Raw genomic sequence first — 25,382 nt, forward strand, 5'->3', positions numbered from 1 at the left:
CGATATGCGCATCAGCAAGGAAGAAATTTCCAGGGACTTTCAGTCCATTCAAGATTACATATGCAAAGAGTTAGAACTTGGGGATGGCAAGGCTGTCTTCAAAGAGGATCAATGGGACAGGCCTGAAGGCGGCGGCGGCAGAACCCGCATTATCCAGGATGGGAATATCATCGAAAAAGGAGGCGTGGCCTTTTCAGCGGTAAGCGGCCCTACCCCGGAAAAGATTTTAGTCAAACTCCAATTGGACCAAGCGGACTTTTTTGCCACGGGCGTCTCAATCGTGATCCACCCCAAAAGTCCCATGATACCGATCATCCATATGAATATCCGCTATTTTGAGATGTCAAATGGAGTCTACTGGTTTGGTGGAGGTATTGATCTGACGCCGCATTATGTGAATTTGGAGGATGCCCAATTTTTTCATCAATCCCTGAAGGACCTCTGTGACCAATACCATCAGGACTATTACCCCAAATTTAAAAAATGGGCTGACGATTATTTCTTTATCAAACATAGAAATGAAACACGGGGTATTGGGGGGATTTTCTTTGATAGGTTGAAAGCTGATGAGGAGATGCCTTTCGAAAAGCTTTTTTCCTTCGTAAAAGAAGTGGGCTATCTTTTCCCAAAAATCTACCGCCACTACATGGCCAAAAATGCCCAACTACCCTTCACAGAAGAAAACCAAAAATGGCAGGCACTCAGACGAGGCCGCTATGTTGAGTTTAACCTCGTGTGGGATGCGGGCACAAAATTCGGGCTTGACACCAATGGGAGAACGGAAAGCATCCTAATGAGCATGCCTCCCATGGCCAATTGGGAATATATGCATCAACCGGAGGTAGGGTCCAAAGAGGAGTTTACTTTAAAGCATCTTCAAAAGGAAATAGACTGGATACATATACTTGACTCCAAAGGTGCTTGAAAAACTGATAGAACTTGATGAAAAGCTGTTTTTGCAGCTGAATGCCCTTCGAGCAGATTGGCTGGATCCTGTCATGCTGACCTTTACCGGCTCAGTCATCTGGATCCCGCTTTATCTTTTTATCCTATATTTTGTATTCAAAGACTACGGGAAGCAATCCTTTTGGTTCTTGATGGGAATTGGCCTGGCCATACTTTTTGCCGACCAAGTGGCCTCTGCCTTGATGAAACCCTACTTTGGCAGGCTTCGCCCCTGTCATGACGAACGCTGGCTGGACGATATCAATAATTATGGAGGCTGCGGGGGAATGTTTGGATTTGTCTCCTCACATTCCTCCAATGCCTTTGCCGTAGCCACTTATTTCACCCTAGTTTTCTGGGGTAAAAGAAACTGGGTTGGCTGGCTGTTCCTCTGGGCTGCCATGTATGCCTTTACCCGGGTTTATTTGGGAGTCCATTACCCTGGAGATATCATTGTAGGGGCAATAGTGGGAATTGTCGGAGCCGTCTTATCTTGGTTAGTTGCTGTATTCCTCAAAAACTATTTCACCAAAGCCCCTTAATTATCATATCCGCGAATAATCCGCTGGATATACTTTCCAATTACATCAAACTCCAAATTGACCTTGTCACCTATCTTGAGCTGGTGAAAATTGGTGTGCTCATATGTGTAGGGAATTATGGCTACAGAAAATTTCCCGTTCTTGGAGTTAAAACAGGTTAGACTGGTGCCATTGATGGTGATGGAACCCTTTTCAACCGTGACGTTACCTTTACCGGGATCGAAGCCGAAATCAAAAACCCAACTACCATCCTTTTCGCTTATGTTTTCCACTTCACCGACTTGGTCCACATGGCCCTGTACAATATGGCCATCAAAGCGTCCATCGGCAGCCATGCACCTTTCCAAATTGACCTTTTGCCCAATCGACCAATCACCAAGATTGGTCTTTTGCAGCGTCTCATCTATCGCAGTCACAGTATAATTCACCCCATCAGTCTTTACTACTGTCAGGCAAACCCCATTATGGGCGACGGACTGATCGATCTTGAGCTCAGGGGCAAGTGAGGCGGCAAGGGTAAAATGTACATTAGTCCCTTCTTTTTCAATGTTTTTTATTTCTCCTAAAGCTTCAATAATTCCTGTAAACATCTTTGCTGATTTTTAAAATGCAAATACTCAGCTGCAAAATGATATCTTGCGACTGTAATTCAAATTAAGCCATTTAAAGCCGTAACTTTGCAAAAATACCACTTTTAGAAACATAATAGTTAATGATTAGACTTGAGGACACCTATCGCCACAAAGGCCAAAGAAGGGAATTAGTAAACCTGTTGAGAAAAAAGGGAATCACGGACGAGGGCGTCTTGAATGTGATTAATGCCATCCCAAGGCACTTTTTCTTCGAAAGCGCACTGCATTCCCATGCCTATGAGGACAAAGCGTTTCCAATTGGTGAGGGGCAGACGATCAGCCAGCCCTACACCGTGGCCTTTCAGACTGAGCTTTTGGCAGTCAAGCAGGGCGATAAAATCTTGGAAATAGGAACGGGCTCAGGTTATCAGGCAGCAGTTCTTTTTCTCTTGGGCGCTGAGGTTCATTCCATAGAGTATCAGCCAAAGCTTTATGAACGCACCAAGAAGTTCTTGCCCCGCCTTGGCATAAGCATCAACTTTTACCAAGGTGACGGTTCCAAAGGACTTCCAGCCCAAGCCCCTTTCGACAAGATCATCGTTACCGCAGGCGCCCCCGTGGTGCCCCATTCCCTGCTTGAACAGCTGAATGTAAATGGCATCTTGGTCATTCCAGTTGGGGACCGCAACTCCCAGAAAATGCTAAAACTCACCAAAGTTTCCCCTACCGAAATCATGCAGGAGGAATACGATAATTTTGCCTTCGTACCGCTTTTGGGTGATGAAGGATGGAAGTCTTCAAAATAAAATTCTGATTTTTCAATGGGTTTTTCATGATGTAAAAATTTAATTTCTTATTTTTACATTAAATAAAGTTTTTATGGTAAAGCAGAAATTAGTAAGCGAATCAGAAGTGGTCATGACCGAATTGGTGCTACCAAACGACACCAATCCTTTAAATAACCTCATGGGTGGAAGACTGATGCATTGGATGGATATTGTAGCCGCCATTGCTGCCCAAAAACACTCCAACAGGATCGTGGTAACTGCAGCTGCGGACAGCATTTCTTTTCAGCACCCCATTGCCTTGGGCAACGTGGTTACATTGAAGGCACAAGTCACCCGCTCCTTCAACTCTTCCATGGAGGTGTTTATCGAAGTGTGGGCGGAAGATATTCCTGCAAACAAAAAGGTCAAAACTCACCGCGCATTTTTCACCTTCGTGGCAGTAGACCAAAACGGAAGACCAATCGAGGTTCCTTCAGTAAAGCCTTCCAATCCAGAGGAAGAGGAGTTGTACGCAGGTGCACTTCGTCGACGCCAGTTAAGATTGGTTTTGGCCAAAAGAATGAGTCCAAACGACGCAGTAGAGCTCAAGTCAATCTTTAATTTTGACGAGCCTGACAAAACTGCCAAGAAAGACAAATAATACAACCTACTTTGGCAAACCAGCGGGAGGCTGTAAAGGATAACCCCCTTACCGCCTTCCGCTTTCTTTTTTTTGTGAAGACGGTCCTCTGTCAAACTTCATTTAAAATACGCGAAGCTTTTCCATTATTTCCCCCAATTTTTATCCCTCCTAATAATTGCTTAAAGCCCAAATTTTAGGCAAATTAGCCGTATGGATGAATTGAACCTGAGCAGCCTAAGCCTATTCCTTACCGAGGAAATGGTAATCATACCAGAGGAGCTACAAAAGATCTCCCTTTCCCAAAAATTCAAGAACAATGATGCGCTGATTCCCCATCAGAAAGAATTAGTACAAGAAAATGGCAATGTGGCGGAGATCCAGATTGAGGACATCCTTGCCCAAGTCAAGGGGCAATTCCAAAAAGGAATAGTTGTCATTCATGAGGGACATGAACTTGAAAGCAGTCTTCAGGAATTTTTGTTGAAAATCCTTGGAGCGGTAAACTGTTCACTCAAAGACATTGCATTGATAGGCGCTGACAACATTGAAAACATGCCTGAGTCTTGCATAGATGTGCTCAATCCCAATAAAATAATCGTCTTTGGCTTGATTCATCACCCCATATTTGAACACAAAAAGAGCAAATACATCATTACCCAACCAAGTTTTGAGATTTTGTTTGCGGATGATCTTAAGGATATTTCCGAAAATGTCGCCTTGAAAAAGCAGCTTTGGACCAGCCTCCAATCTTTATTTCAAATCAACAAATAATATGACCCCTAGCGAAAAACTAAAAGTACTCAATCGGTTTAGATTTATAAGTATAGCTGAGGGAATATCATTCTTGGTGCTGTTGTTTATAGCCATGCCTCTCAAATACACCATGGATATGCCTTTGGCAGTTACCTATGTGGGCTGGGCACATGGCGCATTATTTGTCCTGTACATTTATATTATTTTTCCAACAAGTAAAAAACTTCAGTGGTCTTATGCGAAGACCTTTTGGGGACTGGTGGTTTCCGTATTACCATTCGGGCCCTTTCTATTTGACAGAAAGTTGAAAAAAGAATATCATTATCTGGAAGGACAAAAAGCCTAAGCACACCCTATGGCGCTAATCAGCAAAAAGAAAATCATCTACCCTATCAATGGCATTTTGAGGAATTATTTGGTCAAATATGGCCGGGAGGTGGATATTCCGATACACTATAAGGAATTGCTGCGCTATACCAGTTCAATCGCCCTGTATGATTACAAAGGCAATGACACACTTTGGGAGACGGTCTTTTTTGATGAGTCTGACAGAAATGAAATATACTTTAACTTAAAGAAAATCTATTCACTGCTCAAGGCTGAAGGCGACATGGGTGTGATGGAACACCTTTATGTAGATCGGGTCGACTTATGTATCTATGGTAATACGCAGCCTTTCCGGGTACGGATTGTCAATAAAATCAACGACAATTTCGATTACTTTTATATAAAAAATGCTGATGCCAGCAGGGTTTACGGTTTGGAGCTAGAGCATTTACTCAGCCCCAACAGGATCAATTACCTTGTCTATCGCGACACACTGATTGAAGAGCATATCGCCGGGATTCCCGGGGAAATGTTCATGCGCCAATACATCAACAGTAGCCTTTTAAATCCTATTCGTTTAGCGAAAGAGTTTGTAAAATTCAATGAGAGGTGCTTTGTGCGTTTGTTGGGTGATATGCATTCCAGCAATTTTGTGGTGGACATCACACCTGATTTTGAGGAGATCCATTACAGGATCAGGGCTATAGATTTTGACCAACAGTCTTATGAAGGGAAAAAGAGCATTTATCTCCCCCAGTATTTCAAACAAAACAACCCCTTGATCCAGCTAGGCATCAAGCACATCACCTCAGAATCCATGGTCCAATACCAGCGGGAAGAGCGGGCTTTGATCGCCAACCGCCTGAAAACTGCGCCAACGGAAATTGAAGACATTCTTTTGGCCATGGAAGAGGATAATATTTCCACTCCTGAAAACATCAATTCGCTTAAAAAAGACTTAGCCAGACATCATAAAAATGATGATTTTTTAAAGTGTACCAAAATGGGCCAAATACTGCGATTAAATCTGCAGCAGGTAATCACTAAATAAAGAAATCCTGTAAAAACATTCTCCTCCTATCCATGTTTAAGTAATAGAAACAGGGCAACCTTGGCATAATTTATGGACATTTTAGCCTGTTGAAGCCCTCAAATGGGTTGCAATGCAATATTATTTATCCACTAATTTTTAACAACATCACCATATGTTCGAAGTAGAAGGAAATGAAATCAAGTTTCTATACAACAGCAACAAAATGGGTGACAGGGAGACCTTAGCCTATGTCAAATCTCTCCACCAACATGTAATCAACGAGCTGGATGTGTATCAAAACGATATGACTCCTACCCAGATTTCTGAACTTGCCAACAAGTTGGAGGTGAGAATTATAGATCTTTTCGACCGGGAATCGGCCTATTTCAGAGAGCAGATAGAGGGAAAAGATGTGCAAGAAAAAGATCTGCTGAATATACTTCAGAAGGAAAAGGAGTGCCTAAATACCCCTATTTTGATTTCCAAACATGTAAGTAAAATGCTAGACAGTTCGGCAGAAACCATTTCACTGGACATGGTATTCAAGAACATTCCTCCTAGCGACGAAACCAAAAACCAATAAAAATAACCATGAGTAATAAAGATAAGCGAGTGTTTAAAAAACTCGGCTACAAACAAAGCGAGACAGACAAAATCGTTAAATCCCTCAACAAGCTTTTGGCTAATTATCATGTGCATTATCAGAAGCTGCGAAACTTCCACTGGAATGTCACTGGAGGCGACTTCTTCGACCTGCATGAGAAATTCGAAGAGCTTTATGACGAGGCCATGGAAAACATTGACCTGATTGCGGAAAGAATCAGGGTATTTGGTTATACACCTTATAGCCTTATTACCGACTATTTGGAAAATTCTGACATCAAAGAAGTCGGAACTGATCTCTCTTCTGCTGAAATGGTAAATGAAGTGCTTAAGGATTTCGAAATCTTAGCTGAAAACATGAATGACTGTGCCGAAAGCGTCGGAGATTTAGGCGATCTAGCCACAGAAGATATGCTGGTAGCATTCATCAAAAGCATTGAGCTTCACCACTGGATGCTTACCTCCTTTCAAAAAAATTAATCATGTAGGTAAAATTTATCAAAAAGAAAGGCTTGTGTTACACACAAGCCTTTCTTTTTGATCTGTCTTCGGTCTTCCGTCACACATACTAAAAGAGGTCCTCTATGAAGTTACAAGCATTATAAATAATATAATACCCCTACTTTTTCTTAAACAGCTTTGACAAGGTTTTACCCAAATCATCAAACTTCTCCATGTTATTGAGAAGAGGATTAAATAAAGTCGTTCCCGAATAATCCGACATGTTTTTCTGATCAAAACCAAATTGCATCGGGAAGACCAAGATGTAATTATTCTTGTTGAAGTAGTTATTCAGGTATTTCGGCATTTTACCCATGACCTGGTTATAAGAAATACCTGTTTTTCTACTCATAATAATAAGCAAAGCATCATTGGCTTTCATATCCCTAGAAATAATCAAAAAGTCCTCCCATTCACTGAATTCAACAAATTCTGCTTCTATTGGGTGGTTCTTATTTACCTGTCTTATAAACTCAAGGGTTGCTGCAGAAGCATAAAAGACCAACTTGGCGCCAGTATTCCTCCCTATGTTCCATACCCTAAGTAGCCAAAATGGAAAACCCATTTCCTTTTCAGCATTTATAGGCACTACTATGATGTGCCTTTGGATGGTATTGATCGGCTGGGCATTTCGATAGATTAGCGTAGTCGCGTTACACTTGCTCAAAATCCCCTCGGTCAGATTACCCAAGAAAGAATCCGAAATTCCACCCTGCTTGTGCAAGCCAAGAATAATATCAGAAACCTTGTTTTCCTTTACCACATTAGTTATTCCATTCACAATGTTGGAATCATAACGGATTAATTCCGTCAGAATATTATCCGTAGCAGCGGCCAAAACACTGGCCTTTTCCAATAGCTTTTTGGCATTTTTCTCCAGGCTTTCATCTGTTGAATCTGTAGGAATAATATTCAATGCCAACAGGTTATTCTTTGCTGATTGGGATTTCACCGTCACCCCAAGATTTATCAACTCTTCAATATTTTCCGGATAATTAATTGGGATAAGTATTTTTTCCTTGGCCTCTTCATCCTCCTCCTCTTCATCTTTCTTGCCTTGATTTTCCTGGATCGCAATCTTAGTAGCGCCACGTTGAGCCACAAAGGAGGCGATGGTACAGGTCACCAAGATCATCAAGATGGTGCCGTTCAGAATGGCCTCATTCAATAGCCTAATTTCAGTCCCATCAGGAGCCACGCCAATTTTTATCTCATAGCCTACTAATACAGCCGCAAGAGTTGCCGCTGCCTGGGCATTACTTAAGCCAAAAATAATATCCCGCTGGGCTGTACTGAACTTGAAGGTCTTTTGAGTCAGGGTAGCTGCTAAATACTTCGACAGGGTAGCCACTACGGTCATGGTCACCGCAACAATGATGGTTTCCGTATCATTGAAAAATACGCTGTAATCAATGAGCATCCCTACTCCTATCAGGAAGAAAGGAATAAAGAGCGCATTCCCCACAAATTCAATCCGGTTCATCAACGGAGAGGTATGCGGTATAAGTCTATTCAAGGCAAGCCCCGCCAAGAAGGCTCCAATAATGGCTTCTATCCCGGCCGCCTCCGCCAAGAAAGCACCCATGAACACAAGTCCCAACACAAATATGTATTGGCTGATGTTGTCCTCATTCTTTTTAAAAAACCATCTCCCCACCAAAGGAAATCCCAATGTGACGATTAGGGCAAAAACAATAACTGATATGATCAGTCGGATCCAGAATTCATTATTTAGCTCCCCTGTTGCCATTCCGGCAATCACTGCTAATACCAATAGTGCCAAGGTATCGGTAATCATGGTCCCTCCTACGGTGATATTTACCGCCTTGTTTTTGGTAATCCCCATCTTACTAATGATAGGATAAGCGATGAGGGTGTGGGAGGCAAACATACTGGCAAGCAGCACGGAGGTCATGATATTGAAATTAAGAACATACAACCCCGCCAAGATCCCCAAGCTCATCGGTATTAGAAAAGTAAAAAGCCCAAATACGATACTTTTGGAGCTGTTTTTCTTAAAGTCTGCCAAATCAATTTCCAACCCAGCCAAAAACATTATATACAATAATCCAACAGTTCCGAAAAGAACAACACTGCTATCCCGCTCCAGCAGATTAAATCCATATGGGCCGATGATTGCTCCAGCGATGATCAAGCCTATTAGCTGAGGTATTTTCAGCTTATTGAGCAAAAGAGGCGCAAAGAGAATAATGAATAGAATGATCGAAAAAATCAGTACCGGATTGCTTAACGGTAAAGAAAAATTTAAGTCACTGAGTAAAATCATTCCTTTTATTTAGTTAGAATCACAGTTTTGTCGCAAAATAATTCTAAAAAAGTTCTTCTACTAATTTTGAAGAAATCTGTTTTAGATAAGCATTAAAAACTAAAAGCTCCGAGAAATAATTCCCGGAGCTTTTAAACTTATATTACTGCATTGATATTCAAATCAATAATATCTGACATCGGTATCAGGATTGGCACGCTGAAACTGCTCCACCTGTCTTCTGTTAATTCTAGTATTAAAGCATTTAAGCTCTTCCAAATTTCTCAATCCCATTACTGGTTTCAAAGTCCTTGCGTTGGTATTGGCTATATCCAAACTTCTCAAGTCATAAAGGTTATCCAATCCATTAAGTCTTTTGATATTGGTACCTGATAGGTTCAACTCTTTCAACTTGGTCAACTTTGCCAACGGCCTCAGGTCCTCAACCCCCGTGTTAGAAAGGTTCAACTCTTCCAACTCGAACAAATTCACCAATGGCGCCACGGACATCACTGGGGCCTGCGTAATGCTAATTTTCTGCAAGCGTTCCATTCTACTCAGTGCACTGATATCCTGCAAAGGCACATCTCTGATCTCAAGCTCCTTTAAGTTGATAAAAGCCGTCAGAGGCTCCAGATCACTGATCCTTTCGCCTGAGATTTTCACAGTTGTGCTAGCAGTAAACTTATGCAGTTCGCGGGTTGATGGGTTCTCTCCAATCCCGAATTGATCCTTGAAGACACTCTTCCAAACGCCTTCCAAACCTCTCCACCAGGTATTCAACTCTTCAGAGCGGAAAACTATGTTGGTTTGCGGATTTATTTGTAAAAGATTTTCAACCTCCCACTTAGGCACCTCTGTTTTATCTACATCTACAAAATCAAGGTTCTTTAAGAAATTCAGAGATTTGATAGATTTGATTGGTGTTTCTTTGAGTTCAACGATTGTTAACCCATTCAGATTCTCCAAAGCCTCTACGCTCGTCACTGCAGAACTGTTGGCCACAAGCTTTTCCAAGGTTTTCACCTCTGCCAAAGGACTTAAATCATGAACCTTAGTGTTTGAAAGATCCAATTCCGTGATCTTTTTGAATTTAATCACTGGTCGAAGATTCACAATCTGACTGTTGGAAAGGTCTAAATTGTCACTACCCACCAAGCTGGAAAGGTCCTCTACTGAAGGATTGTCCGACAAACCGGGGTAGTTTTTCAAAAGAACCTCTCTCCAGCCCTCAGGAAGGGTGCTCCACCAGCTTTGTAGATTCTCCACATTATGGATAAGAAGCACACTTCTATTTCTTCTGGTAAACTCATCGGCATTTTTCTCAGAAATACTGCTTCTATCAGCATAAACCCGCTGCAGAGACTTTTTTTGATCCAAGGGAGACAAGCTGCTTACCTCAGTCCTATTGATGTTTACTGTTCTTAGGTTTTCCAAGTCAGCCAGAGGCGTCAAGTCCAGAATATTTGTCTCCTCCAGCTTGATATACTCCAGATTGGAAAGCTCAGACACGTATTCATAATTGATCAAATAGTTGCCCGTGAGGTTCAACCTTCGAAGGTTTTTAAGCTCATTAATGCTTTCCATGTTGTTGAACCCACTCTCGGTCAGATCAAGCTCCTCTAGGTTGCTAAAGTTGTTCAATACGCCAAAGCTACGGATTGGAGTATTGGCAACTTTTAGCGTTTTAAGATTTCTCAGCACACTTAGCACTTCGATATCGTAAACCTTAGTATTTGAAATATCCAAGTATTCCAACGCTTCTGAATATTTGATAAACTGAATATCCTCAGTCGGGGTATTTGATATATCCAGATGCTTAAGATAAGTCACGTGGGAAACAGGTCCCAAATCCTCAATATTGGTGTTGCTCAAATTAATGTATTTGAGATCACGCAGGGCATAAATAGGAGTCAGATCAAAAATCCGCTCTCTACCCGATAGGTCAATGCTATCAATTGAGCTCATTTTGGTGATCACATCCATCCCCACCGAATCACCTTCGGCTATACCAAAGTTCTCTTCGAAATAAGACCTCCACTCATAAGAAAGGCTTTCCCACCATTCAGCCAATTCTTTATCACGGCTCAATTTGGTGGTATACATACTTACTATCTTGAGATCATTGGATTTGGGATCAAGATTAATCTCAATAAATCTAGGTTTGGTATTCTCAATTTTCTCACCTTCAATTCCCTCCGCGGAAAGAATTCGGTCCAAGGTCACAATAAAAGACAATTCCTCATTATCCCTGAGAAAAGGTTTAACCTCCTTGATGTTGAATTTGAAATTGGCGTGGCGGAAAAAAAAGTCCACGTCTTTCAGGTAGGCCGTCACATCCTTATTGGTAATTACCTTTCTGTCCAGCAAAAGATCGTCCTCAACCTGTACTTTACCATCTCTGAAGATTTTGACAAAGCTCTCCCTAATCATGACGTCTTTGTCACGAGCAGAGGTTTCCCTATTTCCAACTGTGTTGAGGAAATACTCCAGGAATTTCACCTGATCTTCAGCTTTGGATGAAAACTCCTTTACCTCCTGCTTGGTATAGGTACCCATTTCTTGTGCAATCACTGCCGCTAAGGGTCCACAGAAGGCAATTACTAAGCAAATTACCTTATTTCTGATCATAGATGTACTTTAATACGGCATCTTCATCCCCTTCTTGAAGCTTTACAAGATTGGAAATCAGCCACCCTGTATTGAAACCAGGCCTGTTGAACTGGGCGAGTTCAAAGTACCAGTTGTCAATTTGGAAAAAATGAAACTTCAGGTCGGTCACATTCTCAAATTTGAAATGACCTTTTTTGATTTCATAAAGAAACAATGTCAAATAATCCGGCTCATAATCGGTAGGCGTATACGATTCCGGCTTAGGGTTTTCTTGAAAAGCCCTTCTCAGATTCATAAAATCCAATTCATGGCTTAACGGGTGAAGGAACTGCTTCTTGGAACCAGTGTCCTTGTCGAAATATTTTTTGAATGGTTCAAAACCTACCCGTTCAATTACCCACTCATAACCCAAGCCTTCAGGCTGGAGCTTCATGAACAAAGTCACATTCTCGGACTTGCCCTGGTATTTGAAGGTGGTTTGTACCTCGGCAAACCATTCCCCCTGATGAAAATCAAGGTATTTAGGCTGCTCTTCATTGATTACATCCACGACAAATTCTTTCTTCAGTTCAGCTTCAATGCTGGAAGTCTCATTGTCAAATAGAATATCGAGGAATTTTTTGCGGAGATCGGTACTTCTGTACTCAGCGTCATTGGAGTAATACCGCTTTTTGCCATCCTGGCTTTCTTCGGCATTAAACCTTCTAAAAAATTGGTTTACTTGTTTGGTTGAGGCGGCAAATCTGCCATCATCCGCAGGTTGGCCGGGGGAGTACAAACCCTGCCCCGGCGCAAACTGAATGGATGAAATAACTAATAGTACTAATAAGATTGTTTTTCTCATGAGGTAGTTTCAGTCACACGAATATCACCTAGCATTACGTCCCAGAACTCGATCGTTCTACCCGCAACCTGAGTGGATTTTCTTTCCACATAGATGGTGATGTCTTTTTTGGTGGTATCTCTATAGTTTAGACCAGCTTCTTGAGATGTACCTTCAAATCTTTGGTACACGGTAACTACACCTACGAATCTACCGTCAGGCTGTCTTTCCAAGTCACTGATGTAATGGATATCATACCAACTGATATTTACCCTATCATAGTTCAATGCCATCAACCTTTCGAAGTATCTTCTCACTTTGTAGTAAGCCACTTCTTTGGTGTTGATAGATGAAACACCCATTTCAGCACCTGGAGCAAAAAGCTCTTCAGCTCTGTCCATTACACGGTTAGCTTCAGAAAACTGCGTCTCTTTGCTTCCGATGATGCTGATGTACTTGCTAAGATCCTTTACTTTTTCCAATGCCAATGAATCTATGGCTTGTTTTCTCTGAGGGCTAATGTCGTTAGACTGGGCAACGGCTACTGCTGAAGTCAGCAAAAACATTAGGATAAATGAAGGGAAGTATTTTTTCATTTTGTAAGATTCTTTTTTTTATAAGGGTTGGGATTGTTTATCGTCTACGACGTAATTCTAATTCAGTCACTCTACCGTTGTTGTCCACACGTACGTCACTGATGAAGTTGAGGTTCTTCTTGGTGTCTTTTAAGTAGTTGAGATACTTTTCGATGGTGGTAGGCTCATCATAATCCTTCATACCGTTTTCCTCATAGATCACAATCAATACTGGGGTCTGCTGATTTGCAAACATAGAAAGGGCTTCTTGAATAGATGAATTAGCACTGTTTACGTTTGAAGAATTAGCAATTGAGTTGAAGTAGTTTTCAAGCTTACTTACAGCTTCCTCTTCAGCACTTGGCTGGGCTGGTGCAGGAGCTGGAGCCGGCTCTTCTACTGGCTGCGGTTCAGGAGCCGCCTCAGTCACTTTTTTCTTACTTTTACAAGCACCCATTGCTAATAGGCAAAATAGAGCTAGGGTCATTAACCTGCTCAAAGGGGATTTTGCAGTTCTTTTTTTCATGTTTGATTTAGAGGGATTGTTTAAATTGTTTTTTTCGTTGTCCCACCTTTTGCAAAAACCATTCCATATCTGGAAATAATCCATTTTTGGAAGTTTGTTTGCAGTCGGCAGATGTGCTTAGATTTCGATGCAATATTGCAAGGAATAAATCGATAAAAAAAGGTGTTGATATAATTATTTTTACACCTCTTAACATATTTTAAGTATTGGTCTAAGTTCTTAAGTAATAACGAAAAAAGCCTCTCTTATTTTAAAGAAAGGCTTAGGTGTTCAATAACTAGTTGTATTAATCAAAGAGCTCGCTCAGCTTGTTCTCCAAGCTAGGTCCACGGAGGTCTTTGGCTATAATATTTCCGTCCGGATCGATCAAATAAGTGGCTGGAATTGCATTGATTTGATAGAGGGAGGCTGCTTCAGAATTAAAATATTGAAGGTCCGAAACCTGAGTCCAGGGCAAGCCGTCCTCTTTGATACCTCTCAGCCATGCCTCTCTGGTTCTATCCAAAGACACCCCAAATACCTCAAAACCCTTTTCATTGTACTTATTGTACAATCTCACCACATTAGGATTCTCCTCTCTACAAGGCTTACACCAAGCAGCCCAAAAATCAATTAGCACGTAATTACCTCTCAAATCGGATAAATTCACCGTCTGGCCCTCGGGATTAGGAAGTGAAATCTCTGGGGCAGGCTGTCCTATTGAAAGGGCTCGCATGTCATCCAATTGGGATTTAAGCGTGGTAATCATCCGCGTATTGGGGTATCGCTGGTCAAGATCATTGACCACACTGTCCAAAAACTGAAAATCGCTTCTTGGGTTGATCATCCCGATTGCAGCCAGTGAAGCAAAACTCCCATCCATATCCTGAATAGCCGCCTTTACCTTTTCACTCTGCCGACCCTCAAGTCCCATTGCTTTTTCCTGGATTTCCTTGATTCGCTCCTGGTTGTTGGCATTCATGGCCTCATAATACTGCGAATTCAACTGATTGACTTCCTCCTGATATTCTTCAGTCAACCGGTCGATCTTTTTCAGCTGGTCAGTATCCCTTGATCCACTGATGTCTGGTTTTTCCCCGGAATTGAAATCATGGCTGATTTTAACATCTTCATTGTAAAGCGCCAAACGTATGTTTTGGCGATTCATCAGATTCAGATCATAAAACCCTGGACCATCCAAGGACAACGTATATTCAAATTTCCCATCACTGCCTACCGCTATGGAGTCGATCGTTTCCTTGGAATTATCCTTGTACTGGGACAAAATCAAAGCTCCTTCCGGCTGATTTTGAAAACTGCCGCTGATTAATACCTCCCCATCAAAGGATTTCTCCTTATCAGTGGAACAGGCAAAAGCCAACATGACAAATGCTACCAATAAAACGTTGTTCTTGAATGTACTCATATTAATTTTCTAATAGTTCAGTCAATATTTTGCTGGCCACCTTAGGGTCTGCCTTACCTTGGGATTGTTTCATCACTTGACCCATAAACATTCCCAGAAGTCCTTTTTTACCGGCTCTGTATTCCTCCACTTTGGCTGAATTGGCAGCAATCACTTGCTCGATGATAGGCCTAATGGAACCCTCATCGCTTTCCTGAATCAGGTTCAGGTCCTCGGCGATTTGTAGGGGTGTCTTTCCATTTTGCTCAATCATCACCGGATAGATCTTTTGCGAAGCAACGGAGAAGTTAACCTTCCCCTCATCTATCAGGGCAATCAGCTCGGCTAATTGGGCCGGGGAAATTGGGAAATCAGAAATATGCAGGGTCAGCTCGTTCAGATAAGACTTTACAGGCCCCATCATCCAGTTAGACGCAGCTTTGTAATTTTTGGTTTTCTGGCAAAGCTCCTCAAAATATAAAGCTATTTCCTTAGAATCGGTCAATACACCCGCATCATAATCAGGCAGGCCATATTCATTTACAAACCTTTTGAACAACTCCCTTGGCAAAGAAGGCATCTCGGATCTTACGGATTGAAGCCATTCTTCAGAAATCAAAACGGGACTCAGGTCCGGTTCAGGGAAATAACGGTAGTCATTCAGGTCTTCCTTGCTTCTCATACTGGAAGTAGTACCAGTAGTCGCATCAAAAGTCCTGGTTTCGGAAGGAATATCCTCCCCTGCTTCTATCATTTGAATTTGTCTTTCAAACTCGTGCTCGATAGCTCTGGCTACGTTACGGAAAGAGTTCATGTTTTTCACCTCCACCTTTTTACCAAAGGTGTCCGAGCCTTTCAACATCACCGAAATATTGGCGTCACATCTCAATGAACCCTCTTCCATATTGCCATCACAAATATCAAGATACCTTACCAATCTCTTGATCTCGGCCAAATAAGCATAAGCCTCTTCTGAAGACCTCATATCCGGTTCAGACACGATCTCGATAAGTGGCACCCCGGCTCGGTTGAAATCTACCAAAGTATCCACTTCCCCTGCAAGGTGCATAGACTTACCGGCATCTTCCTCCATGTGGATTCTGGTGATAGCAATGGATTTCTCCTCTCCATTTAGGGTGATGTAGACCTTTCCGCCTTTGCAGATCGGCCCTTTGTCCTGGGTGATCTGATAACCTTTTGGAAGATCTGGGTAAAAATAGTTTTTACGCGCAAAAATATTGGTTCGGTTGATCTCCGACTCACAGGCGATACCCATTTTCATGGCAAATTCCACGGCCTTTTTGTTGACCTTTGGAAGGGTGCCTGGGTGGCCAAGGGTGATGACCGAAATATTCGTATTTGGCATATTGCCGTACTCCGTAGAGTCAGAATTGTACATTTTGCTCTGGGTGAGCAACTGGGCGTGGACCTCAAGTCCTACTACCAATTCATATTTATCTTTGATTTCTGCTGAAAGCATTCTTTATATCTATGGTTAAATATAGCCCTTCAAATTTGAAGTTCTATTTTTACAAAAACAAATCTTATTAGATTACTATAATTCGGCAAATAAACTCTTGGCCTTATCTATTACTGCCGGCAAACCCTCAAGCTTCTTGCCGCCTGCGGTAGCAAAAAACGGCTGTCCGCCTCCTCCACCCTGAATTTCCTTGGCAAGGTCTCGGACGATCTGCCCTGCATTCAGGCCTTTTTCCTTGACCAACTCCTCATCGATTATCACCGCCACTTGCGGCTTTCCTTGAATATCCGCTGCCAAAACAGCCACGATCGGAGCCAGCTCGTTTTTCAGCTCAAAGGAAAGCTTCTTCAAGGCATCCGCAGAAGGCAACGTCACTTGGGCGACCATTACATTCACCCCGTTTTGCACTTTGACCAGCTTTTTAAGCTCATCTTTTATTCCCGCCGCCTGGCTAAGGTGTAACGCCTCTATTTCTTTCTTAAGTTCATTTTTCTCCGCTACAAGTGCCTCAATGGCTTTTTTGAGGTCTTTAGGATTCTTAAGCATTTCTTGGACCTCCTTCACCAATTCCATTTGCTGATTAATAAAATCCTCAGCGGCATTGGCTGTAATGGCCTCAATCCTTCTCACTCCTGAAGCGATGGAGCTTTCAGAAATGATTTTGAAATAGCCAATCTTCCCTGTGGAAGGTACGTGGGTCCCTCCGCAAAGTTCCACTGAATAATCCGACCCAAAAGTAATAACTCGAACAAAATCACCATACTTCTCTCCAAACAGGGCTGTAGCCCCCATGGATTCAGCTTCTTGTATAGGCACGTTCCTTTTTTCGTCCAGTTGTATGTTTTCCCTGATTTTTTCATTCACCAGTTTTTCAACCTGCTGGATTTCTTCATCCGTCATTTTGGAAAAATGTGCAAAATCAAACCTTAACAGTTCATCATTAACCAAAGACCCTTTTTGCTGTACGTGGTCACCCAAAACCTTCTTCAAGGCTGATTGCAGCAAGTGAGTAGCCGTGTGGTTATTCATAGTAAGGGCACGCTTGATCCCATCCACTTTGGCTGTAAACGCTGCACTTGGGTTTGATGGCAGCTTGTTTACAAAATGTACGATCAGGTCGTTTTCCTTTTTAGTATCTATCACCTTTACGGTTTCTTCTTCACTTTGAAGCACACCCTTATCGCCTACCTGCCCACCGCTTTCTGCATAGAAAGGAGTGGTTTCAAGCACTACCTGATATTTGGTACCCTTCTTCTCTTTTATTTCTCTGTATCGCAGGATTTTGGTATCTGCCTCCAAGGCATCATAACCGACAAACTCCACCCCGTTGTCTTCATTCACCACAACCCAGTCGCCCGTTTCCTGCTCGGCAGCGGATCTGGACCTGGTCTTCTGCTTTTCCATTTCGGATTGGAAACCCTGCTCGTCTACTGATAGCTCATTTTCCCTAGCGATAAGCGAAGTCAAATCCAATGGAAATCCATAAGTATCATAAAGCTCAAATGCAGTTTTGCCATCGATCACCTGCTGCCCATTTTCCTTTAATTCAGCTCTAATTTGCTCCAACCTCTTCAAGCCGTTTTCCAAAGTCCTCAGAAACGAGCTCTCTTCTTCAAAAATCACCTTGGCAATAAACTCCTGCTGGCTGGCAATCTCTGGAAACATCTCTCCAAAATTTTCAGCCAACAATGGCATTAACTCATATATGAATGGCTTATTGAAACCCAAGAAAGTATACCCATACCTTACGGCCCTTCTCAGTATTCTTCTGATTACATAGCCTGCTTTATTGTTCGAAGGCAACTGCCCATCGGCAATTGTAAATGCAATCGCACGGATGTGGTCCACCACGACGCGGAAGGCGATGTCCAGTTTTTCTTCTTGCCCATATTGCTTGCCTGATTTTTTCTCCAACGCTGCAATGAAGGGCATAAACACATCTGTGTCATAATTGGAAGTCTTCCCTTGGATGGCACGTACCAGCCTTTCAAAGCCCATTCCCGTATCCACGTGCGTGGCAGGAAGCGGCTTGAGGCTGCCATCGGACTGTCTGTTGAATTGCATAAAGACCAAGTTCCAGATCTCTATGACCTGAGGATGGTCTTCGTTGACAAGCGATTTTCCTGAAACCTCAGAAATTTCAGTTGCCGGTCTTAAATCTATATGAATTTCTGAGCAGGGCCCGCAAGGTCCTGTATCGCCCATCTCCCAAAAATTATCCTTTTTGCTCCCAAAAATTATCCTGTCCTCATCCACTATTCCTTTCCAGAGATCAAAGGCCTCCATATCCTTATCCAACCCATCCTGTGCATCACCTCCAAAAACACTCACATAAAGCCTGTCTTTTGGCAATTTATACACCTCTGTTAATAGCTCCCACGCCCACTCGATGGCTTCTTTCTTGAAATAATCCCCAAAAGACCAGTTTCCCAACATCTCAAACATGGTGTGGTGATAGGTGTCCACCCCCACTTCTTCCAAATCATTGTGCTTCCCGGAAACTCTTAGACACTTTTGGCTGTTAGCCACCCTATTGACTTTAGGCGTCTCATTTCCAAGGAAATAATCCTTAAACTGATTCATCCCGGCGTTGGTAAACATCAGGGTGGGGTCGTTTTTGACTACGATGGGTGAGGAAGGGACAAAGGAATGCTGTTTGGTTTTGAAGAATTCTATGAAAGTATTTCTAATTTCTTTGGCGCGCATATATTAGGTGAATTGTAACCGATATTCGGAAATAAAATTTACTCTGTCTATCTTAGCAGGCATCACGGTAATGCTGTGTCCTGCCTAATAATAAGGCTACAAAATTATAAGAATTACCAAGGAATTAATAATGAGTAGGATAAAATATTACTATGATCCCAAGAGCTGCAAGTACGAAAGGTACACCCCCAGCAAATGGGATGTCGGCATCAACATTTTAGGCATAATCTCCCTGGCCTCCATTCTGGCCATCGCCTTCATCATGATGTTCAACCATTTCTTTGACAGCCCCAAAGAGCTGAAGCTCATCAATGAGAATAAAGAGCTCAAACTCTACTACTCCCTTTTGGAGGAAGAAGTCGAAGTGATCAATGAAATGATGGCCGACTTGCAGGACCGTGACGACAATTTGTACCGTGTCATTTTTGAATCCGAACCCATTCCCTCCTCCATTCGGAATGCCGGGTATGGCGGTACCGACCGGTATCGAAACATCAAAGCGAAAGGCCTTAATCAGGAAAAAATGATCCTGGACGTGATGGGCAAGGTAGACCAGCTCAAACGCAAACTTTATGTACAGTCGGTTTCCTATGATGAGCTTTCTGAAACGGCCATGAACAAAGAGGAGTACTGGGCATCCATCCCAGCCATCCAGCCCGTTCATAACGAGGAATTAAGCAGATTGGCATCCGGTTTTGGCATGAGGTTGCATCCAATATTGAAAGTGCGCAAAATGCACAGCGGCATTGACTTCTCAGCTCCCAAGGGAACTCCAATCTACGCCACAGGCGACGGGGTGGTAGAAGTGGTAAAAACTGATTTCGGCGGTTATGGAAAGAATATCATCATCAACCATGGCTTTGGTTTTACCACACGCTATGCCCACATGAACGAATTCAACGTCAAGAGAGGACAGAAAGTAAAACGTGGCGACTGCATTGGATATGTAGGAAACACAGGAAGCTCTACTGCTCCTCACGTACATTACGAAGTAAAGAAAGATGGCAAATTTGTCAACCCTGTCCATTACTTCTTTAAAGACCTCAACCCGGCCGAGTTTGACAAAATCCTCGAACTGGCCTCCAGGGAAAACCAATCCCTATCTTAACCCACTTACTGCCCAGAGAATAAAATCCTCTGGGCAGTTTTTTTTTAAATTTGTCCGCGAAGAAGCCTTTGTGCCCCTTCTTTTTAACTTGGTGCCCTTTGTGACCAATTCCTTCCGCATAGGAGCTTTCCGGCTCCGGTCTTCCGGCTCCAAAACATTCCTCCCCTCATTGCTCAAAATCACTTTCTATTTTCCAATTTTAATTGTTATTTTTGGCAAACCTGCCCTGTGTATCGGGCCAATTTTATTATAAGAGTAAAGTGCCTTACAAAGAAAAAGAAATAGAGAAAAAGTATTATTCCATTGGAGAAGTGGCCACTATGTTCAAGGTAGCCACCTCTTTGATCAGGTACTGGGAAGGTGAATTTGAAATCATTAAGCCCAAAAAAGACAAGAAAGGCAACCGGCGTTTTACAAAAGACGATATCGAGAAGATCCGTCTAATTTATCATTTGGTAAAAGAAAAGGGCTATACCCTGCAGGGAGCCCAAGACATTATCAAAAAGGACCTCTATCAGGTGAGCGACAAGGCTGCCATGATTGAAAGGCTCCACAAGATCAAAAACTTTTTAATTGAAATTCGGGACAACATAAATGAACACCAGGAACGATGAACACCTTTATAGTCTAGCACTTAGCCTGATCCCCAAGATCGGGCCGTCAGTCTATAAAAACATCATCAGTTACAGCGGTTCCGCTCAAAACTTTTTCAACCTTGCACCTGGCAAAGCCGCCAAAATCCCCCGCATAGGATCCAAGCTCTTAGAATTGCTTCGACAGAAAAATCAATACTTGGCCCAAGCAGAAAAGCTAATCCTGCAAGCCGAAAAATTAAACGTCAAGATCTTAACTTATGCCTCAACGGAATTCCCCAAGAGGCTCAAATCCATAGAGGATTCCCCCTCAGTTCTATTTGTAAAGGGAAACATTGATCTAAACGCTAACCGACTACTGGGGATTGTTGGCACCAGAAATGCCACTGATTACGGAAAAACCGTCACGCGAAAGATAATTGAGGAAGTGGCTCCCTTCCAGCCTGTCATTGTGAGCGGTTTGGCCTATGGGATCGATATTGAGGCGCACCGGGCGGCCCTGCAGCATGACTTGCCTACTGTGGCGGTGATGGGCTCGCCAATTGACAAGATTTACCCCTACCAACATAAAAATACCGCAGAGCAGATGCTTGAGACTGGAGGACTGATCAGTGAATTCAGACCAGGCAGCGACATGGTACCGGGGAATTTTCCCCAAAGAAACCGAATTATAGCAGGACTTTCCGATGCCCTTATCGTAGTTGAGGCCGCAAAAAAGGGAGGAGCCTTGATCACCGCTGAAATCGCCTTCAGTTACAACAAAGAGATTTTTGCCGTCCCAGGGAACCTGCAATCGCCCTATAGCGAAGGGTGCAACCAGCTGATCAAAACCATGAAAGCCAATATCTACCTTGGCACCAAAGACCTGGAGGAAGCTCTGTCATGGTCAAAAGGTTCTGAGGACCAAGAAAATCAACCTGTAGCCTTTTCGCTTGAGAACATTTCCGATGAACACAGGCCCATAATTGCAGCATTTTTAGAAAACCCCGAGCAGCAGATTGACCAATTGTCTTGGATCACCAATATCCCTATTTCCATGTTGGCCTCTTCTTTATTGCAATTGGAGTTTATGGGACTGATCAGATCCTTACCGGGGAAGACATATAAACTGGTAAAGTAAAAGCTTTAAACTTTACTTTTTATCCTTTCAAAAGCAGAATTGGCTTTATTGACTATATCTTGTGCGTCTTGCTTCTGTAGCCTTCCATCCTTTTTAAGAATCTCCCCATTCACCATCACCATGCTGACATTTCTAGGTTGGCCGGCTTCAACAAGTATATCCACCGCACTCGTGAATGGTGCCAGATTGAGCGCATTGGGATCTATTAATATCAAATCCGCCTGTTTGCCTGGCGTGATGGAACCTACCCTATCCCCAATTCCCAGAGACCTTGCACCTTCAATAGTAGCCATTTCCAATACCCTTTCCGCACCGATCTGAAATTCATCCTGAGCCATGGCATTGGTAATATTGAGGATATTTTTCATGATGGCAAACATATCCGCATTTCCAGAAATCGTGGTGGTATCTACTGACAAGCCTATCGTCGCCCCCTTATCGAGCAATTTGAGCATTTCAGGAAAACCATAACCGATTCTTAGCTCGCTAAAAGGTGAAATGCTGATGGAAGATCCTGCATCCACCATGGCTTCAATTTCCCAGTCAGTTGCCTGCATGCCGTGAATAAGCTGCAGCTTTTCATTCAGGAAGCCTGCCTTGGAGAGCCTAGCGATAACCCCTTCCCTGGAAGCATGGGTAGTGATGGGCAGCCCCATTTCACTGGCCCTATGGTAATCATAAGTCCCTATTTCAATATTCCCTTCTATCCCCCTCCAGGCAAACCCCAGATCAAACAAGCCCGAGTTATGATAGTTATCCCAATCAGCTTTCAGCTTTTCTAACGGTGCAAAATCAATGGCCTCCTCACTGCCTCTGCCCACAGCATTCCCAAATGAATATCGGGCACGGACACCGGAGGCCTCAACCCCTTCCAGGCTGGCCACGGCATGCTCAAAACTCCGAACGTTATGACACCAGTTATGCAGGGTCGTAATACCGGAATCTATGGCTTCAGCGCCTGCGAGTTCACAAGCGACCTTCATGTCATCAGGAGTAAAGTGGGGCCCAACTTCCTGTTGGGTTTCAAAATACCCATTACCAGGAGGCTTTACCGACATACTCCGGAATAGCCCAGTCCAGATATGCCAATGGGTCTCCACAAAACCCGGCAGCAAAACCTTACCTTTCGCATCAATTACTTCCACCTCTTTTTCAGAAGTCAACCCATTACCTATTCGGGAGATTTGACCGTTTTCTATCAGGACATCTCCTCTTTTTAGGTTGCCCACAGATTTATCCATAGAAATAATCTGGGCATTGATAATCAAAAAGCTATTGCTCGTAAATTGCCCCTGTAATTGGTTGCCAAGGGCTTTGACCATCCCCAATGGCATTAGGCTGACCAAGCCCATCCCCTTTAAAAATTCTCTTCTTCCAAATCCTGATTTATACATGTTTATTATAACCAAGGAATGTAAGTACGGTTTAAGCTAAAAGTATTCTAACCGCTTTCTGGCTAGCAGTGGCAATCCCCAATTGATACCGTATTCCCTTTCTTCCGTAAGCCGGCCCAATTCATCATATTCGTACTCAAATACATCCCCCATTTCTCCGGGAGGCATCATTAGCAAAGTCGATTTGGCTCTCATGAGCCCCTGATCATTATAGTGGATGAACCAATCTTGCCTTGCTGCATCAAATGGAGCTTCATAAAGGCTCTCCTTGATCTTCAGGCCATTTTCGTACTCATACTGATAATAAGCTATAATTTCTTCCTGATTATAATAATTCGTTCTCTTCAAAAGATCATTTTCATAAGCAAAGGTCCTCCACAGTTCCCGCTCCCGGTAATGCGTTTCCAATTCGATTGAACTCAACCTTCTATCGTCATCAAAGAATTGATACACTGTGCGAGTCCATACCAACTTACCCATTCTGCCCTCTGTTGGTTCCGGACTGCCCACTGCACTGGGATGTGAGTAGATTATTATTTCGCTAAGCAGATTTTGATGGTCATAGTTTAAGACCGAAACTGAAATGGTATCCCGTTCAGGGGAAAGTTGAAGTCTTAATACTTCTCGACCTACCGAATTATAGAGATGCTCCACGTAATTGCGCAGAGAGGAGTTATCCATATTATGGTAATATAGCGTTTTGCTCAACTGCCCTTCGGGTTGCCGAAGATCACCACGCAGCATTTCCCTTACTTCTTCAAACCATTCAATTTCGCCTCCGGGCTCCCATGCTCCTCTTCCCAATCGGCACACCCCCAAAACAGTAAGCCCACTACAAAAAATTTGACAAACCGGCCCATAGCTCATTGATTAACTATAATCAATTTACGCACAAACAATTAATTATCAAAAGTTTATCACTTCAAGACTATAACCTGAATCCAACTTATACTAAAATCAGGCAATCTCTGAGCCCTTTGATCCTCTGCGGTTAACTAAATGACTTAACATCAAACTAAATCAAACCTATCCTATTGTTCGGCAATCTCTGAGCCCTCTGATCCTCTGAGGTTATTTAAACTACTTACAATACATTTCCAAAAGCTCCTTCTTCTTCCCCTTCTTAATGGCTTTTTTGGCCATATATTTTCCCAAAGGTGAAAGCAGCTTGAATATAAACGCAGGGCTTTCCATATTGCCCATCTCGGCCAAAATGAAGTTGGTGGCCAAATCCTTAGGCAACCCCCGCTTGTCAGCCAGACCGTCATGTGCAAGCCCATACATAATTCTGATGGAATCTTCAAAGCCCTTTTGCCCGGGCTCAAGTTTTACGTGGAAGGTGATTTTATCATCATTGGGATTATGAAAACCATGTGGCTCCATGATGGCCACTTTATAGCTTTCTCCGGGTTGGAGGATTTTGGATTTGCCTCCTTCCTGTTTCACTTCCAATTGGCCTTCTTTGGCAGTGAAGGTTTCAGTATAGCAGGTATGGAAATGGAGAGGGTTGCCTCCTTTTGGAGCCAGCTCAATTTCCAGGAGCGTATATTCCCCATTTGTTTCCTCGGAGGTCTTTAAAAAAGTAACTTTATCGTCAAAAATGGGATTGGTGATCGTTCTTTGCATTTCTTTGGGATTTTAATTCAACTTTAATTTAAATATGCCTACCCGCAATTGCACCCATAAGATGGCAAAAACTGCCAAATTCTTGGTCTGATGCTAGAATGATCCTTACTTCGGTCTTCGGTCTGCCGTCCCCAAAAGAAAAAAGTAATTAGCGAATGGCATCATTGCGGATAATCATGAAATTATAAAATCCAACTTAAAATCTCAACGAAACAGTATCCTTTTCACCTTATTCTAGGTAAAATCACTTATCAAACAATTCGCGCAAGGATGCCAGGGAGGCTTTTTTAACCACTTCCTCTTTGTATATGACCATTGGACCTGTTTTGCAGAAGTCCATGCATTTGGTCTTTATGATTTTAAATCTACCTTTATAAGTCGATTTGGTCGCCTCTTTTAGGTCACCGATAAGCTTTTTGCATCCGGCCGATTTGCAATCAGATCCTGTACAGACGAAGACGAATTCCCGATATTCTCCCATG

25 protein-coding genes are annotated in these 25,382 nt (G+C 42.7%); 12 read left to right on the top strand and 13 right to left on the bottom strand.

From position 1 onward, the window contains the following. The first annotated feature begins 4 nt into the window (after window positions 1–4). Both hemF and KIH41_RS05205 read left to right on the top strand, forming a co-directional pair. Window positions 5–925: an oxygen-dependent coproporphyrinogen oxidase gene (gene hemF, locus KIH41_RS05200; RefSeq protein WP_214161761.1), complete on the top strand. Its 921-nt coding sequence runs from the start codon at window positions 5–7 to the stop codon at window positions 923–925. After that, the gene (locus KIH41_RS05205) at window positions 918–1,487 is read left to right on the top strand and encodes a phosphatase PAP2 family protein (protein WP_213944029.1); all 570 of its coding nucleotides are present in this window, start codon (window positions 918–920) and stop codon (window positions 1,485–1,487) included. Before hemF ends, KIH41_RS05205 begins: the two co-directional genes overlap by 8 nt. Here the strand turns inward: KIH41_RS05205 and KIH41_RS05210 are convergent. Further along, entirely contained in the window at window positions 1,484–2,077 is a 594-nt protein-coding gene (locus tag KIH41_RS05210; protein ID WP_214161762.1) for a riboflavin synthase, read from the bottom strand. The two genes, KIH41_RS05205 and KIH41_RS05210, sit on opposite strands and share 4 nt — an antisense overlap. A gap of 122 nt (window positions 2,078–2,199) precedes the next feature. Here KIH41_RS05210 and KIH41_RS05215 point away from each other — a divergent pair, with 122 nt between their 5' ends. The 7 genes from KIH41_RS05215 (at window position 2,200) to KIH41_RS05245 (ending at window position 6,665) form a co-directional block, all read left to right on the top strand. After that, the gene (locus tag KIH41_RS05215; RefSeq protein ID WP_214161763.1) at window positions 2,200–2,865 is read left to right on the top strand and encodes a protein-L-isoaspartate(D-aspartate) O-methyltransferase; all 666 of its coding nucleotides are present in this window, start codon (window positions 2,200–2,202) and stop codon (window positions 2,863–2,865) included. Between the two features lie 73 nt (window positions 2,866–2,938). Continuing rightward, a complete protein-coding gene (locus KIH41_RS05220) occupies window positions 2,939–3,487 on the top strand; it encodes an acyl-CoA thioesterase (protein WP_213944026.1) in 549 nt (182 codons plus the stop codon). Between the two features lie 192 nt (window positions 3,488–3,679). After that, window positions 3,680–4,240, top strand: a complete 561-nt coding sequence (locus KIH41_RS05225) for a hypothetical protein (RefSeq protein ID WP_214161764.1) — start codon at window positions 3,680–3,682, stop codon at window positions 4,238–4,240. Between the two features lies 1 nt (window position 4,241). Further along, complete coding sequence (locus KIH41_RS05230) at window positions 4,242–4,568, top strand: DUF3817 domain-containing protein (RefSeq protein WP_213944024.1); 327 nt, start codon at window positions 4,242–4,244, stop codon at window positions 4,566–4,568. A gap of 9 nt (window positions 4,569–4,577) precedes the next feature. Further along, window positions 4,578–5,600: a hypothetical protein gene (locus tag KIH41_RS05235; RefSeq protein ID WP_213944023.1), complete on the top strand. Its 1,023-nt coding sequence runs from the start codon at window positions 4,578–4,580 to the stop codon at window positions 5,598–5,600. 154 nt (window positions 5,601–5,754) lie between these two features. Beyond that, window positions 5,755–6,165: a thioredoxin domain-containing protein gene (locus KIH41_RS05240; protein WP_213944022.1), complete on the top strand. Its 411-nt coding sequence runs from the start codon at window positions 5,755–5,757 to the stop codon at window positions 6,163–6,165. A gap of 8 nt (window positions 6,166–6,173) precedes the next feature. Then, window positions 6,174–6,665, top strand: coding sequence for a Dps family protein (locus KIH41_RS05245; protein WP_213944021.1), 492 nt, complete (start codon window positions 6,174–6,176; stop codon window positions 6,663–6,665). A 139-nt stretch (window positions 6,666–6,804) separates the two neighbouring features. Here the strand turns inward: KIH41_RS05245 and KIH41_RS05250 are convergent, their stop codons facing one another. From KIH41_RS05250 to alaS, 8 genes are all read right to left on the bottom strand, one after another. Beyond that, window positions 6,805–8,973 carry a cation:proton antiporter gene (locus KIH41_RS05250; RefSeq protein WP_213944020.1) on the bottom strand — a complete coding sequence of 723 codons (2,169 nt, stop codon included), beginning with the start codon at window positions 8,971–8,973 and terminating at the stop codon, window positions 6,805–6,807. A gap of 162 nt (window positions 8,974–9,135) precedes the next feature. After that, complete coding sequence (locus KIH41_RS05255) at window positions 9,136–11,583, bottom strand: leucine-rich repeat domain-containing protein (RefSeq protein ID WP_213944019.1); 2,448 nt, start codon at window positions 11,581–11,583, stop codon at window positions 9,136–9,138. Further along, window positions 11,570–12,409 carry a hypothetical protein gene (locus tag KIH41_RS05260; protein ID WP_213944018.1) on the bottom strand — a complete coding sequence of 280 codons (840 nt, stop codon included), beginning with the start codon at window positions 12,407–12,409 and terminating at the stop codon, window positions 11,570–11,572. Before KIH41_RS05260 ends, KIH41_RS05255 begins: the two co-directional genes overlap by 14 nt. Continuing rightward, window positions 12,406–12,984, bottom strand: coding sequence for a hypothetical protein (locus KIH41_RS05265; RefSeq protein ID WP_213944017.1), 579 nt, complete (start codon window positions 12,982–12,984; stop codon window positions 12,406–12,408). Before KIH41_RS05265 ends, KIH41_RS05260 begins: the two co-directional genes overlap by 4 nt. 37 nt (window positions 12,985–13,021) lie before the next feature. Next, window positions 13,022–13,489 carry a nucleoid-structuring protein H-NS gene (locus KIH41_RS05270; RefSeq protein WP_213944016.1) on the bottom strand — a complete coding sequence of 156 codons (468 nt, stop codon included), beginning with the start codon at window positions 13,487–13,489 and terminating at the stop codon, window positions 13,022–13,024. A gap of 286 nt (window positions 13,490–13,775) precedes the next feature. Next, window positions 13,776–14,894, bottom strand: coding sequence for a TlpA disulfide reductase family protein (locus tag KIH41_RS05275; protein WP_214161765.1), 1,119 nt, complete (start codon window positions 14,892–14,894; stop codon window positions 13,776–13,778). 1 nt (window position 14,895) lies between these two features. Next, on the bottom strand, window positions 14,896–16,353 hold the full coding sequence (gatB, locus tag KIH41_RS05280; protein WP_214161766.1) for an Asp-tRNA(Asn)/Glu-tRNA(Gln) amidotransferase subunit GatB: 1,458 nt from the start codon (window positions 16,351–16,353) through the stop codon (window positions 14,896–14,898). Window positions 16,354–16,428: 75 nt separating this feature from the next. After that, window positions 16,429–19,059 carry an alanine--tRNA ligase gene (alaS, locus tag KIH41_RS05285; protein ID WP_214161767.1) on the bottom strand — a complete coding sequence of 877 codons (2,631 nt, stop codon included), beginning with the start codon at window positions 19,057–19,059 and terminating at the stop codon, window positions 16,429–16,431. 130 nt (window positions 19,060–19,189) lie between these two features. Here alaS and KIH41_RS05290 point away from each other — a divergent pair, with 130 nt between their 5' ends. The 3 genes from KIH41_RS05290 to dprA all read left to right on the top strand — a co-directional run bounded on the left by KIH41_RS05290 (window position 19,190) and on the right by dprA (window position 21,880). After that, on the top strand, window positions 19,190–20,167 hold the full coding sequence (locus tag KIH41_RS05290; RefSeq protein ID WP_213944012.1) for a M23 family metallopeptidase: 978 nt from the start codon (window positions 19,190–19,192) through the stop codon (window positions 20,165–20,167). Window positions 20,168–20,427: 260 nt separating this feature from the next. Continuing rightward, on the top strand, window positions 20,428–20,781 hold the full coding sequence (locus KIH41_RS05295; protein ID WP_214161929.1) for a MerR family transcriptional regulator: 354 nt from the start codon (window positions 20,428–20,430) through the stop codon (window positions 20,779–20,781). Further along, on the top strand, window positions 20,762–21,880 hold the full coding sequence (gene dprA / locus KIH41_RS05300) for a DNA-processing protein DprA (protein WP_214161768.1): 1,119 nt from the start codon (window positions 20,762–20,764) through the stop codon (window positions 21,878–21,880). Before KIH41_RS05295 ends, dprA begins: the two co-directional genes overlap by 20 nt. 5 nt (window positions 21,881–21,885) lie before the next feature. Here the strand turns inward: dprA and KIH41_RS05305 are convergent, their stop codons facing one another. From KIH41_RS05305 to KIH41_RS05320, 4 genes are all read right to left on the bottom strand, one after another. Then, window positions 21,886–23,274, bottom strand: a complete 1,389-nt coding sequence (locus tag KIH41_RS05305) for an amidohydrolase family protein (protein ID WP_214161769.1) — start codon at window positions 23,272–23,274, stop codon at window positions 21,886–21,888. A gap of 36 nt (window positions 23,275–23,310) precedes the next feature. Then, a complete protein-coding gene (locus KIH41_RS05310; RefSeq protein WP_214161770.1) occupies window positions 23,311–24,141 on the bottom strand; it encodes a hypothetical protein in 831 nt (276 codons plus the stop codon). A 213-nt stretch (window positions 24,142–24,354) separates the two neighbouring features. Continuing rightward, complete coding sequence (locus tag KIH41_RS05315) at window positions 24,355–24,900, bottom strand: cupin domain-containing protein (protein WP_214161771.1); 546 nt, start codon at window positions 24,898–24,900, stop codon at window positions 24,355–24,357. Window positions 24,901–25,144: 244 nt separating this feature from the next. Continuing rightward, on the bottom strand, window positions 25,145–25,381 hold the full coding sequence (locus KIH41_RS05320; protein ID WP_213944006.1) for a (2Fe-2S) ferredoxin domain-containing protein: 237 nt from the start codon (window positions 25,379–25,381) through the stop codon (window positions 25,145–25,147). Window position 25,382 lies beyond the last annotated feature (1 nt).

Origin of the sequence: Litoribacter ruber, from assembly GCF_018500185.1 — a bacterium.
Taxonomy (GTDB): domain Bacteria; phylum Bacteroidota; class Bacteroidia; order Cytophagales; family Cyclobacteriaceae; genus Litoribacter; species Litoribacter ruber.